Annotated in this window: 12 protein-coding genes; 7 read left to right on the forward strand and 5 right to left on the reverse strand. The window is 65.7% G+C overall.

Annotation, left to right across the window (positions count from 1 at the left end; genetic code table 11):
- Nucleotides 1-27: 27 nt before the first annotated feature.
- The gene (locus AC062T_RS01630; protein WP_476026775.1) at nt 28-576 is read right to left on the reverse strand and encodes an EthD domain-containing protein; all 549 of its coding nucleotides are present in this window, start codon (nt 574-576) and stop codon (nt 28-30) included.
- A 255-nt stretch (nt 577-831) separates the two neighbouring features.
- Here AC062T_RS01630 and AC062T_RS01635 point away from each other — a divergent pair, with 255 nt between their 5' ends.
- On the forward strand, nt 832-2,388 hold the full coding sequence (locus tag AC062T_RS01635; protein WP_476026777.1) for an FAD-dependent oxidoreductase: 1,557 nt from the start codon (nt 832-834) through the stop codon (nt 2,386-2,388).
- 22 nt (nt 2,389-2,410) lie between these two features.
- On the opposite strand, the gene AC062T_RS01640 is transcribed toward AC062T_RS01635, so the two are convergent.
- On the reverse strand, nt 2,411-2,719 hold the full coding sequence (locus AC062T_RS01640) for a DUF4229 domain-containing protein (RefSeq protein WP_476026779.1): 309 nt from the start codon (nt 2,717-2,719) through the stop codon (nt 2,411-2,413).
- 146 nt (nt 2,720-2,865) lie between these two features.
- Here AC062T_RS01640 and AC062T_RS01645 point away from each other — a divergent pair, with 146 nt between their 5' ends.
- The 3 genes from AC062T_RS01645 to AC062T_RS01655 are packed head-to-tail and all read left to right on the forward strand — an operon-like array spanning nt 2,866 to nt 5,877.
- The gene (locus AC062T_RS01645; RefSeq protein WP_476026781.1) at nt 2,866-3,261 is read left to right on the forward strand and encodes a PLD nuclease N-terminal domain-containing protein; all 396 of its coding nucleotides are present in this window, start codon (nt 2,866-2,868) and stop codon (nt 3,259-3,261) included.
- Nucleotides 3,261-4,964 carry a 2-succinyl-5-enolpyruvyl-6-hydroxy-3-cyclohexene-1-carboxylic-acid synthase gene (menD, locus tag AC062T_RS01650; protein WP_476026783.1) on the forward strand — a complete coding sequence of 568 codons (1,704 nt, stop codon included), beginning with the start codon at nt 3,261-3,263 and terminating at the stop codon, nt 4,962-4,964. The genes AC062T_RS01645 and menD overlap by 1 nt, the downstream gene beginning before the upstream one ends.
- A 43-nt stretch (nt 4,965-5,007) precedes the next feature.
- Nucleotides 5,008-5,877 carry a polyphosphate kinase 2 family protein gene (locus tag AC062T_RS01655; protein WP_476026785.1) on the forward strand — a complete coding sequence of 290 codons (870 nt, stop codon included), beginning with the start codon at nt 5,008-5,010 and terminating at the stop codon, nt 5,875-5,877.
- 55 nt (nt 5,878-5,932) lie between these two features.
- Here the strand turns inward: AC062T_RS01655 and AC062T_RS01660 are convergent, their stop codons facing one another.
- On the reverse strand, nt 5,933-7,222 hold the full coding sequence (locus AC062T_RS01660) for an isochorismate synthase (RefSeq protein WP_476026787.1): 1,290 nt from the start codon (nt 7,220-7,222) through the stop codon (nt 5,933-5,935).
- A 37-nt stretch (nt 7,223-7,259) separates the two neighbouring features.
- On the opposite strand from AC062T_RS01660, the gene ubiE reads away from it, so the two are divergent.
- From ubiE to AC062T_RS01675, 3 genes are all read left to right on the forward strand, one after another.
- Nucleotides 7,260-7,964, forward strand: coding sequence for a bifunctional demethylmenaquinone methyltransferase/2-methoxy-6-polyprenyl-1,4-benzoquinol methylase UbiE (gene ubiE, locus AC062T_RS01665; protein ID WP_476026789.1), 705 nt, complete (start codon nt 7,260-7,262; stop codon nt 7,962-7,964).
- An 82-nt stretch (nt 7,965-8,046) separates the two neighbouring features.
- Nucleotides 8,047-9,069 carry a polyprenyl synthetase family protein gene (locus AC062T_RS01670; protein ID WP_476026797.1) on the forward strand — a complete coding sequence of 341 codons (1,023 nt, stop codon included), beginning with the start codon at nt 8,047-8,049 and terminating at the stop codon, nt 9,067-9,069.
- 50 nt (nt 9,070-9,119) lie between these two features.
- Nucleotides 9,120-10,475: an FAD-dependent oxidoreductase gene (locus AC062T_RS01675; protein ID WP_476026791.1), complete on the forward strand. Its 1,356-nt coding sequence runs from the start codon at nt 9,120-9,122 to the stop codon at nt 10,473-10,475.
- A gap of 459 nt (nt 10,476-10,934) precedes the next feature.
- Here AC062T_RS01675 and AC062T_RS01680 read toward each other — a convergent pair whose 3' ends face one another.
- Nucleotides 10,935-11,840: an endonuclease domain-containing protein gene (locus AC062T_RS01680; RefSeq protein ID WP_476026793.1), complete on the reverse strand. Its 906-nt coding sequence runs from the start codon at nt 11,838-11,840 to the stop codon at nt 10,935-10,937.
- A 221-nt stretch (nt 11,841-12,061) separates the two neighbouring features.
- Nucleotides 12,062-12,608 (reverse strand): acyltransferase family protein (locus AC062T_RS01685; RefSeq protein WP_476026795.1); only part of this gene is annotated, 547 nt, incomplete at its 5' end.

A 12,608-nucleotide genomic window follows, 5' to 3' on the forward strand; every position in this document is an offset into this window, starting at 1 on the left:
ATGAGTGCTCCTTGTCGTCGCGCTGGGTCAGTCGGCGATTTCAACGGCGAGCCACTGTGGGCACTCCTGCGAGTCGGCGAGGAACAGGGGGTAGTCGTCAGAGACTGCCTTCTTCACATTCTGCAGACCAGTCTCGTGGATGACGAACGCTTCCTCCGACGGGAACCACTCCTGCAGCACGCCGTCCCACACGCTCGCGGGATCGGTCGAGATGTTGGTGATGTAGTAGTCGTAGTGGGGGTTGCGTTCGATGGCGAGCTGCGCGTGCACGGTGCGCCAGTGGTGGGCGAACTGCTCGCGGCTGATGTCGGGGCGGCGAATGTTGAGCAGCAGACGCAAAACGCCTCCGCGCCCGGGCCCGGATCCGTCGCGCTCGAACATGAGCTGGCCCTCTGCGGGGATTACCAGGCATGCCCCCTCAACGGCTTCCGGGCCGTCGACGGCGTAGGCGATCGATGCGAGATCCGCCGGCAGACCGTTTTTCTGAGCGTGGTGCGGGCGAAAGGTCAACGAGTAAAGGCGGGAACCCTCCGGCAGCGACGACGGGCGGGCATCAAGAAAGCTAAAGACGGTCATACCCCCACTATCCAGGGCGACCAGTGTCGAGGGCAAAGACCGGATGCGCCCGATTGATACGCGGGGCCAGATATATGTTCGACGGCTAGCCGAAGAGGTCGCCACGCGCAATCGCTAGTCGTATCGCAGATATACGCGCAACCGCATGAATCCTCATCCTTTGGTCTTTCCCTCGTGTACCAGGGTGCTCCTAGCCTGGCCGGGCGGCCCGCGAGCTGCATCGACCACTGATGTTCGACTGCGATTGGAATCACCTTGCCCACACCTCCCGATGGCCCCCACTTCGATCTCGTAATTGTCGGATACGGTGCGGCTGGTTCATCCACAGCGCTGACCGCCGCCGAGTCCGGCGCCAACGTCGTCATCATCGAGAAGCAGCCACACGACGCTCACACCCCCAACATCCGCATGTCGATGGGCTTCATGTTCGGCGTCAACGACGTCGAGGGCGCATTCGCCTACATGGACCGCTGCTCGGGCGGCATGATCCCTGCCGCGGTATCGCGCGCTTGGGTTGAGAAAGCTGCGACGCTCAAGCAGTGGCATGACGACATGGGTCTCGACCTCCACCTCGAGCGGGTGAGGGGTGGTGAGCATCCCTTTGAGGGAACCGACGCGATCGACGAGTTTCGACAGGGACTTCTCGCCGACGGACGCCCGATCGCCGAAGCGCTTGAGGGTGGCGTCTACTTCTCCGGTCTGCGCGCCAAGGACGGCGAGCGTCCCGAGCTACGCATGGGCTATGACTACTTCGAGGCCCTGCAAAAGGCAATCTCGCGCTACGACAACATCACCGTCATCTATGACTCGCCCGCTCAGCACCTCATCCGGGACAGCGACGGCCGGGTCATCGGCGTGCAGCACGGTCACGCCGGCGAACACAGCACCTATGGCGACCGCGGCGTTGTTCTCACGACCGGCGGCTACGAATTCGACGAAGAGCTCAAGCTCAACTACCTCAAGGCTTACCCCATGCACTTCTATGGCAACCCCGGCAACACCGGCGACGGCGTTCGCATGGCACAGGAGGTCGGCGCCGATCTCTGGCACATGAACCAGATGATTGGTCGGGGTGTCGGGCACTTCACTAAGGAGGACGGCAGCTTCGTCAACGTGATGCTCGAAGTCACGCCGCTCGACGTCATGGCCGACCCCGAACCCGGCGGCTACGTCATCACCGACAAGCACGGCAAGCGCTTCGCCAACGAGGCACCCCAGGCGAGCCTCGGCCACGCCTTCTACTACCACCTGCTGTCGTACGACTCCGACACCTTCGACTACCCACGCATCCCGAGCTACTGGTTCTTCGACCAGAAGCGTCTCGACGCCGGCCCCCTCATCCCGCGTCGTGCCGGTGTGCACCGTGTCGGCATCTACGACTGGAGCTACGACAACCGCAAGGAGCTCGAGGCCGGATGGATCTCGCAGGGCTCGACGATCGAGGAGGCCGCGCGCAACGCTGGTGTTCTCGACCCCGCAACTGCCGCTGCCGTCGTCGCGGAATACAACGCCGGATGCGAGACGGGCGTTGACGCTCAGGGTCGCCCCGTCGAGAGCCTCACGCCTCTTGAGGGCGACACGTTCTACTGCGTTCCCATGTATCCGGGCGGCTCCAACACGAGTGGCGGGCCGCGGCGCAACGAGCACGCGCAGATCCTCGACCCGTTCGGCAGGCCGATCGCAGGGCTTTATGGTGCGGGCGAGCTCGGCCAGGTCTATGGGCTGCTGTATCCGGCGGGCGGCTCCAACCTGTCAGAGGCCAACTGCTTCGGCCGCATTGCGGCAGAGCACGCGCTCGGGCTTTCTGCCTAGCGAGCGGCCCGCCCTCTGGCCGTCAGCGGTCGGAAGGCCTGGTCGGTTCGTCGGTCGAGCGGGCTGCGGGATACGACACAGCGTCACTGCCGTCGTTCTCCGCATCGGCATCCACATCGACTGATCCGTGTGTGCGGCGGTGCTGCAGGTCGAGCGCCAACTCGTCGCGCGTCTTGTGCAGCAGAAGGTACGAGATCGCAAAGGCCAGAACGGTCGCGAAGAGCGCCGAGAGCCACCACTCGATGCCGATGAGCATAAGCCCGGCAAAAAGGGCGGCGAACAGGCCGACCCTAATGAACGAGTAGAGCAGCCAGCGGGTCGATGTCTTCACCCGATGAGTCTAAACGGATGCTCCCTGGCAATAACCGAGGCAGCCGCTGGCAGTCGACCGGGTACCCGCTCGGAGCGGGCTATCGCCCCGTCTGTGCAGCTCCTCAGAGCCAGCCCTTTCCCGGCGGGCTGGCGTAGACTCTGCTCATGCGCGCCTTTCTGACCGTCTTCGCCGGCGCACTACTGCTTGCGTTCTGGGTCTTCTCAATTGTCGATTGCATCCGCACCGATGCGATGCGCATGCGCGGCCTGCCCAAGCCCGCCTGGGTTCTCATCGTCATCCTTCTGCCCATCCTCGGTGGCGTGCTCTGGTTTGCCATCGGCAAGGACCGTCCCAACAAGCGGGGCGCCAAGCCCTCCCGCCCGATGTACCCGGATGACGACCTCGCCTTCTTGCGGCAGGTCGATTCTGATCGTGAACACGATCAGCGCATCCGCGATCTTGAGGCCAAGCTTGCCGAGCTCGACGACGACGGCACGGGTGACCAGAAGACGGGCCCCAGCAACGACAGCGGCCCCTCGAACGACACCAACAAGGACTGATGGCGCCCGACAGCCCCGCGACGGGGTTCTCGGTCGCCCTGCTCGGTCGACTCATCGACCTCGGCGTGCGCGACATCGTCGTGAGCCCCGGTTCTCGGTCGCAGGCTCTCGCTCTGGTCGCAGCCGAGTGTGAAGCGGCCGGTCGTGTGCGCCTTCATGTGCGCATCGATGAGCGTTCCGCGGCGTTCCTGGCGCTCGGGCTTGCCGTGGAGACCGGCGTCCCGTCCGTTGTTATTACGACGTCGGGCACAGCCGTCGCTAATTTGCATCCCGCGGTTCTTGAGGCTTTTCACGCCGGCATTCCGCTCATTGTGATCACGGGGGATCGGCCGCAGGTATTGCGCGGAATCGGCTCCAACCAAACCACGCATCAACACGGAATCTTCGGCAACGCCACGCGCTTCACGAGGGATGTTGACGCACTCGGCGCCGGCCACCATGATCCGGAATCCGTGGCCGAGCTTGCCGGTGAGGTTTTCGCTGCCGCTGCGGGCCACTCGGGCTCTGCCGGGCCGGCCCACCTGAACGTTGCCTTCACCGAGCCGCTCTCCGGCCCCGTAGGCGAGCTGCCAGCCGTGGCGTTGACCGCTGCACCCTCACCAGCACTCTCAACCTCGTCCCGTGCCGCCAGGCCCGGGGCCGAGATCCTCACGATCTCTGCCGAGCCGGGCACCGTCGTCGTCGCGGGCCACGGGGCAGGCGACGTAGCCGAGTCCGCGGCCAGGGCTCTGGGGGCGCCTCTTCTTGCCGAGGTCACGAGCGGTGCTCGGTTCGGCCCCAACCTCGTCGCCGCCTACCGAGAGCTCCTCCGCAACGACGACTTCGGCGGCCTGGTGCGCCGCGTCATCGTGTTCGGTCACCCCACCCTGAGCCGCGAGGTTCCCGCGCTCATCGAGCGCTCGGGCGTTCATACGATCGTTGTGCGCGGTGCCTCTCCCGAGGATTACAACCCCGGCCACCGGGCAGATTCCATTGTCGATGGCATCGACATCTCGGGTCCCCCCGACCCGGATCGGTCATGGACTGGGCGCTGGGTGCACGCAAGCCGTGCCATCGTCGAGGCTGGCGACGACAGCCCCGTTATCGATGCGCCTGATTCGATCGACGGATCCGTCACGGCCGCGTTCCAACGACAGACGCTCGCGGCGCTTCGCGCCCCTCTTACGCGGCGGGCGGTCGCCGACGCCGTGTGGCGGGCGACATGGCCGCACGACCGGCTCGTTCTCGGGTCCTCCCGCCTCATCCGTGAGCTCGACCGAGCTGTGCAGGGCAAAAAGATTCGCGCGCACGCCAACCGGGGCCTTGCGGGCATCGACGGAACCGTCTCCACGGCCATCGGCATCGCACTCGCAAGCCAGGCGGAAGGCGCCGCAACGGGAACGACCCGGCTCCTCCTCGGCGACATCACCCTGCTCCATGAGCCGGGAGGCCTGCTGTTCGGCGCGGGAGAACTGCGCCCCCGCATCCAGATCATCGTCGGCAACGACGGCGGGGGAACCATCTTCGATGGCCTCGAGGTCGCGGCGACCACGGCATCCGCCGCGTTCGATCGGGTGCTCTATACCCCTCAGAACGTCAACCTCAGCGCGCTCGCCGAGGCTTATGGCTGGGAGTATGTGCGGGCAGAAACGCGCAGCGAGCTTGATCAGGCGCTCACCACCTCCGGTGGCCCAACCCTGATTGACGTGCCGCTGCCGCGCTGATGCTGGCCTGCTGAAGCGGGCGGGGCGCGGGTAGCATCACCGCATGACTGAGTCGTCGACAAGCGCGAAAACCGTCTGGGCGGCCGAGCCGTCAACACTCCTGCGGGTTGGCGCGCATTTTCGACTATCGGATGTCGACCCCGCTGCGACGCCGGGATTCGACGGTGACGAGTCAGACGGCAAGCGCGAACTCCGGCGCACCAACAGTGAGCTTGCCGACCTGCAGGAGCGCCTGTGGGCCGAGAGCCGATTCGGCGGCGAACGCAGTGTTTTGCTGCTGCTCCAAGCCATGGATACCGCGGGCAAGGGCGGCATCCTGCGTCACGTGGTCGGCGGTGTAGACCCCCAAGGAATCAGCATCCACGCGTTTAAGGCGCCGACGGAAGAGGAGAAGGCGCACGATTTTCTCTGGCGGGTGCGGCGTGAGCTGCCCGCCGCGGGAATGATCGGTGTCTTCGACCGCTCCCACTACGAGGATGTGCTTATCCATCGGGTGCGCGGGTTCTCGCCACCCGATGTGATCCAGCGGCGCTACGGAATGATCAACGACTTTGAGTCGCAGGTTGAGCAGGCGGGAACCTCGATCATCAAGGTGATGTTGCACATCAGCCACGACGAGCAGAAGCGGCGCCTGTCTCAGCGGCTTGAGCGACCCGAGAAAAACTGGAAGTACAACCCGGGCGATGTGGACGAGCGCATGCTCTGGCCCGACTATATGGAGGCCTACCAGGCTGCCTTCGAGCGAACGTCGACCGACGTTGCGCCGTGGCATGTAGTGCCAGCCGACCACAAGTGGTATGCCAGGGTGGCCGTGCAGAGGCTGCTCCTGCAGACGCTCCGCGAGATCGATCCGCACTGGCCCGCCGCCAACTATGACGTGGAGTTCGAGAAGAAAAGGTTGGCGGCAAGCTAGCCGATCTGGGGTTCTGCGGTTCTTTTGTTCTCTGTTCAGCAGTTCTGCTGGCGTTCTACTCCGCGGGGTCGAATGCGTCAGCGATGGGCCGAAACTTCATCCGGGTCTCCACGAGCTCCTGTTCCGGAACAGAATCGGCCACGATTCCTGCCCCCGCCCACGCCGTCACCGTGCCGTCCGCATCAAGCTGGGCGCTGCGCAGCGCGACAGCCCACTCGCCGTCGCCACCGGCATCAACCCAGCCGACGGGCCCGGCATAGCGTCCCCGGTCAAACGGTTCGAGCTCGCCCAGCAGATGCACGGCATCCGGTGTTGGGGTTCCCGCCACCGCCGCCGTCGGGTGCAGCGCCTGGATCAGGTCGAGTGAGGTTGCGCCATCGTCGAGAAGCCCCTCCACATCGCTCGCGAGGTGCCAAAGGTTGGGCAGCTTGAGCGTGAACGGCGTCTCGCTGGCAACGACGCCACGGCTGTGCGGGCGCAGAGACGACAGCACGCTCTGCACGGCGAACTCGTGCTCGTCCTGATCTTTCGTAGAGGTGGCGAGGGCGGTCGCGGCGTCGAGATCGCTCGCGGCGTCGGTGCCGCGCGCCGCGCTGCCGGCCAAAACCCGGGCCGTGACGGTGCCGGAGTGCACCCCGACGAGCGTCTCGGGGCTCGCGCCAAAGAACCCGTCAACAGCAAAAGTCCAGCAGTCGGGATAGCCGTCGGCAAGCTCGGCAATCGTGGTGCGGATGTCACCACCGTCGCTGATGCGGCCCGTCAGGTCGCGAGCCAGCACGACCTTGCTGAGGTGCCCATCGCGGATGCGGCGCACCCCTTCGCCCACGATCTGCGTGTATCCCTCGGGCGAGAGTGCACCGGGCGTGAGCGCTACATGCGGCCGGGCGCCGAGCGGTTCGGTGGCGGGCAAGTCTGCGGCGAATGGCTCGTCGATGCCGGTGTCTGTGCCGGTGTCGGCGTCGGCGCTCGGGCGAATTCGCGTAAGCCAGAACCGTCCCTCGGCGCGGCCGACGATCACCGAGGGAACGATCAGCACGCTCGTTTGCGCGGAATCGGCGGCAAAAGTGAACGTGCCGAAGGCGACCAGGCCGGTTCCGGGAACTCGCAGCGGATCGGTGATCGTGGCGGCGGCAACCAGTTGCTTCCATGCCGCCGCGGCATCCGTCATGCGGTGCTCACCGGAGAACTCGAGCCGTACCGCTTCGCCGTGTCCACGGATGCCAAAGCCCCTGCGTCGCCAGAGAAGAGGCCGGTCGCGATCGAGGTGCGCGACGAGGGGGCCGGGGTCGGCAATCGGGCTGGTCTCGACCGTCAGCGCGGGGATCTGCGGTGCTGCTTCGGTCACCCAGCCAGCCTACTCGCGGCCCGGCTAGACTTTGGTTGTGGCTACAGCAGACCTCAGCAAGCAACCGGATCAGGTTTCGGCGATGTTCGACGAGGTCGCGCGCCATTACGACCGCACCAATGGCTTTCTCTCCATGGGCAATTCGGCCCTGTGGCGGCACGCCGTTGTGCGCGCGATCGACCCGCAGCCGGGAGAGCGCATCCTCGATATCGCCGCGGGAACCGGCACGAGTTCAGCCGTGCTCGCCCGCAGCGGAGCCCGCGTCGTCGCAGCAGACTTCTCGCAGGGGATGATCGATGTCGGCCGCACCCGTAATCCCCACATCGAGTTCGTTCAGGCCGATGCGATGGATCTGCCGTTCGACGACAACGAGTTCGATGTCGTCACCATCTCGTTCGGGCTTCGCAACATCAAGGACCCGCGCAAGGCGCTCGCCGAGATGTTTCGAGTGCTCAAGCCCGGCGGCCGACTGCTCATCTGCGAGTTCTCCACGCCACCAGCGGCGGTAGTTCGCACGGGCTACAACGCCTATATGCGTTACGTCATGCCCGCCGTCGTCGGGGCCACGAGCTCCAATCCCGAGGCATACACCTACCTCGCTACGTCGATCTCCGACTGGCCAGATCAGGCGATCCTGAGCCAGTGGATCAGGGGAGCAGGGTTCACCCGCGTCGGCCACCGCAACCTCACCGCAGGCATTGTGGCTCTTCACCGCGGTCGCAAACCGAGCGCATCCGAGTGACCGTCGCCCGCGACTTCTGGGCCCAAAAGATATAGGTGATCGAGTGAACGGCAGAGTCTCCGGCGTCCGCCGCCGCTTTGGCATGGCGGCATCCCTCGGGCTCGGCGAGGCAATCTTCTCGTCGCCAGAGGAGCGTCGCGTCGTCAGCGACGTCGAGCGCGGCCTCGAAGATGTTGAGGCGGCGCTGCTCAGCGAAGTTGCCTTCGCCGATGAGCTTGCGGATGTCACGAGCCGTTACCTGCTCGAAGCCGGTGGCAAGCGCGTGCGGCCCACGCTCACGTTGCTCGCGGCTCAGCTCGGCTCGGGCCGCAGCGAGAAGGTCGTCATCGCGGCCACTGCACTGGAAATCACACACCTCGCGTCGCTCTATCACGACGACGTCATGGACGAGGCGAATATGCGCCGGGGCGTGCCCAGCGCCCAAGAGGTGTGGGGCAACTCCGTCGCCATCCTTACCGGAGACCTCCTCTTTGCCCGTGCCAGCAAGCTCATCGCGAGCCTCGGCGAAGAAGCCATCCGCATGCAGGCCGACACCTTTGAGCGGTTGTGCCTCGGCCAGCTGCACGAGACGATCGGGCCGCGCGAGGGCGAAGATCCGATCGCCCACTACATCCAGGTCCTCGCCGATAAGACCGGTTCGCTCATTGCGGCGGCCGCCCGCATCGGCCTCTCCTACTCCGGAGCGCCAGACGAATACAAGCCAGCGGTCGAGGAGTTCGGCGAGAAGATCGGCATCGCATTCCAGCTCGTCGACGACGTCATCGACCTCTCATCGGAGTTCGAAGAGACCGGCAAAACTGCCGGCACCGATCTTCGCGCGGGAGTGGTGACCATGCCGACGCTGCTACTGCAGCGGCAGGCGGAGACTGACCCCGATGCCGCAGCGCTGCTCGCGCGCATTGAGGCCGGCCGGGCGGCCGATGGCGACGGCGAGCTCGTCGAAGCGATCCGCGAGCTGCGCAATCACCCCGTAACTCAAGAGACACTCGACGAAGCACAGCGGTGGGCCCGCGAGGCACAGGATGCTCTCGCCCCGCTGCCGCAGGGACCGGTGCGCAAGGCGCTCACTCGGTTCGCAGAGTCGATCGTCGAACGCACAAGCTGAATCACGCCCCGCGTCCCGTCGCGCCGTGCGCGATACGAAAGGAATGACCCATGAGCAAGCTCAGGCTCGCCATTGTCGGAGCCGGCCCCGCCGGAATCTACGCTGCAGACATCATCCTCAAGGCCGAGAAGCAGTTCGATGTTTCGATCGACCTGTTCGACCACCTGCCAGCACCGTATGGGCTCGTTCGCTATGGGGTCGCGCCTGACCACCCGCGCATCAAGGGCATCATTAATGCCCTCCGTGACGTGCTCGACCGCGGCGACATCCGCCTCTTCGGCAACGTCCGCTACGGAGTCGACCTCACCCTGGACGATCTCAAGCAGCACTACAACGCCGTCATTTTCTCCACCGGCGCCGTCAAAGATGCCCCGCCCGACATCCCGGGCATTGACCTGCCGCGCAGCTACGGAGCCGCCGAGTTCGTCAACTGGTACGACGGCCACCCCGACTTTCCGCGTGAGTGGCCGCGCGAAACCGAGTCGGTTGCCGTGATCGGCAATGGCAACGTCGCCCTCGATGTGGCCAGGATGCTCGCCAAGCACGCCGATGACCTGCTGGTCACCGAGATCCCCGACAACGTCTATCAGGGTCTCAAGGCGTCCAAGGTCACCGACGTTCACGTGTTCGGTCGCCGCGGGCCAGCCCAGGTCAAGTTCACCCCGCTCGAGCTGCGGGAACTCGGCGAACTTCGCGATGTCGACATCATCGTGTACGACGAAGACTTCATCGACGATGAGGCCTCCAAGACGGCCATCGAGACGAACAAGCAGATCATGGTGCTCAACCGCGTGCTCAACTCGTGGCGTGAGCGGCCCGTCGGCGAGGCATCCCGCCGGCTGCACCTTCACTTCTGGGCCAAGCCGCTCGAGGTGCTCGGTGATGAGCAGACCGGAGTTCAGGGCCTGCGGTACGAACGCACCGAGCCGGATGGCCAGGGCGGAGTGCGCGGCACTGGCGAGATTCGCGAGCTGCCCATCCAGGGGCTCTACCGCGCCGTGGGCTACTTTGGTTCTCCGCTCGACGGGATCCCCTTCGACGAGCGCCGTGGCGTGATCCCCAATCGTGAGGGCCAGGTCATCGACGATAACGATGAGGCCGTCCACGGCGTCTTCGCCACTGGATGGATCAAACGCGGCCCGGTCGGGCTCATCGGCCACACCAAGAGCGACGCTATGGAGACGGTCGGGCACGTCATCAACAGCCAGTCGGATTGGTGGACTCCCGAGCATCCCGATCCCCGTGCCATTGTGGAGTTGCTCAACTCGCGCGGGGTCGAGTTCACCGACCTCACGGGCTGGCACAACCTCGACGGTGCCGAGAAGCAGCTTGGCGAGGAGCGGGGGCGCGAGCGCATCAAGCTCGTAGACCGCGAAGACATGCTGAGGGCCGCTCGGGGCGAGTAGCTCGCAGCGCGCAGCACGTCGTGCAGCGCGCGCCCGCACAGCTCCCGCTGTCGCTGTCCGCAGTGCTCTCTGCTAGCGCCGCGCTGCTCGCGTCTTGCACTGCCCGCGTCCTGCGCTGCCTGCGCTGCCTGCGCTGCCCGCGTCCCGCGCTGCCCGCCCCCGCCCGCGCCCGCGCTGTTCGCCCCGCGCTGCTCGCGCCCGCGTGCAGGCTGAGGGGTCCCAAATGTGCCTTCGCGGCACGATCCGACACTCATTTGGGACCCCTGAGTTGAGGCGTCCGGTTGCTCTCCCGCTGAGGGGTCCCGAATGAGTCCTTGGGGAGGGAGTCGTGACTCATTGGGGACCCCTGGGCCGGAGCATCCTGCTCGCCGCCGTCACTCCGAGGGTGCCAGCCCACCCGGGGTCCAACCCAGACGCCCACCCAGACGCCCCACCCAAAGGCCAACCCAGAGGTGCGAATCAGTCGCGCGCTCGTCGTCGGGCGGCTAGGACGCGGCGGATGCGAATGAGGAGTTCCGATGGGTCGTGGAGATCATCCGCGTTGAGCTGCATGACGAACCAGCCGTCCTCCTGGAGAAGAGATGTTCGGGTCATGTCCTTGCGGAATTGGTCGACCCCTCGGTGATGGTCGCCTTGGTACTCGATAGCCAGTTTTTCGCGGACGAACGCGAGATCGGCCCGGTAGTGCGTTCCACTGGACGTTGTGATTGGCAGGTTCACGGCATACTCCGTGAGCGCGGCGCGCTCGAGCATGACGCGCACGAGCGATTCAGGGCGAGACTCGGAGCGTCCGTTGAGTAACGCGATCGCTTCACGAAGAGCTACAGATCCCCGGCGCTTGCGCATCGTGGTGATCGCCGTCTCGAGTCGGTCGTGTGTGGTCAGAGGAGTGCGCCAGTGAATCAAATAGTCACCCGCAGCGACCAAGTCAGGCACTGAAAGCACGGAGCCGAGTTCGCACCAGGTGAATTCTGGCGACGCGACGCGTAGTCCAGCCCAACTCCAAACATCCGACTCGGATGTCTGGAGTTTGTGACCGATTGTGCCCGCCGCCTTGAGTGCCCGGCGCGGTGCGGGTACGGCAACGTGCAATTCGTGGCGTAACTCAAGCCGGGGAGGGAGGGGGACACCCAGGAGCAGCGCAGCCGTGACCGAGCAGAAGTACGCGTCGGAGGGCATCCTGAGCTGGAAGGCGGCGCATCGGGATTCGAGGCTCGGCGAGCTTTCGGATGTGCGGACCCCGTGGAACGGTCGAACGAGGTCCGAGCCGGCGAGCCGACTTGGGCTGAGCCCCGAAGCGTAGCCCTGACTCGACGTGAATGGGCCACCGGAGAGTGACGACGGGAGCGGGATTCGAGCGGCCATGACCCATGGTTTCTGAGGCAAGGGCTAGTCGCGAGTGAAAAGCCACCCGGGTGTGAACGGCGCACACGTTTGCGCGCTGGGGAGAAGCGAACCCGACGCGGCGAGGCCGCGCCTCGGGAACCTGAGGTGTCCACAAAGCGTCCTGCGGTTGCTGGGGAAGACGCATTTGGGCCCCCTCAGCGGAAAAGGGCTTGAGCTCGGGAGCGCGCGCGGAAGGAGCCCTACGCGCTGAAGCGCGCCGCGATCATGCGCCGGGCGGTCTTGCGCGCCGGCTCCTCGACGCGCCGCCACAGAACCCACGCGAATACCCAGGAGGCGGCCATCACGAGAATGGCGATTACGGCAAGCCAGCCTCCCGTCGCGCCCGTGCGCTGGGTGACGAGCAGGCCCGCGCCGATGACGAGCGGATGCGACAGGTAGAGCGCGTACGACACGCGTCCTCCCACGAGGAAGGGTCGAGTGGAGAGCAGCCGAGCGAGGGGGTCGCGACCGCACACGGCGAGGGCTCCGATGAGCAGCACGAGCAGCGGCAGCACGATGATCGACTCCGTGGGAGCGATCTGGTCGACGCCGTTATAGAACTCGGGCTGCCCGGCGCGGGGGAACCGGCGCGGGTCGAACGCGGTCACCAGGTAGATCACGACGACGATGGCGACAGCAGTGATGGTGGGCAACGGCACGCGGGACTGGATGCCGCGACGCATCCGGTCTTTGAGAAAGACAGCGAGGATGGCGCCGATCCAGAACTCCGTGAGCACGCGAACGGCG

It is taken from the genome of Homoserinimonas sp. (assembly GCF_056262345.1).

Excerpts from the sequence above, each read along its gene's own strand:
- AC062T_RS01680 (WP_476026793.1), bottom strand. The coding sequence starts at position 11,840 with ATGGCCGCTCGAATCCCGCTCCCGTCGTCACTCTCCGGTGGCCCATTC.
- AC062T_RS01645 (WP_476026781.1), top strand. The coding sequence starts at position 2,866 with ATGCGCGCCTTTCTGACCGTCTTCGCCGGCGCACTACTGCTTGCGTTC.
- AC062T_RS01630 (WP_476026775.1), bottom strand. The coding sequence starts at position 576 with ATGACCGTCTTTAGCTTTCTTGATGCCCGCCCGTCGTCGCTGCCGGAG.
- AC062T_RS01655 (WP_476026785.1), top strand. The coding sequence starts at position 5,008 with ATGACTGAGTCGTCGACAAGCGCGAAAACCGTCTGGGCGGCCGAGCCG.
- AC062T_RS01670 (WP_476026797.1), top strand. The coding sequence starts at position 8,047 with ATGGCGGCATCCCTCGGGCTCGGCGAGGCAATCTTCTCGTCGCCAGAG.
- menD (WP_476026783.1), top strand. The coding sequence starts at position 3,261 with ATGGCGCCCGACAGCCCCGCGACGGGGTTCTCGGTCGCCCTGCTCGGT.
- AC062T_RS01675 (WP_476026791.1), top strand. The coding sequence starts at position 9,120 with ATGAGCAAGCTCAGGCTCGCCATTGTCGGAGCCGGCCCCGCCGGAATC.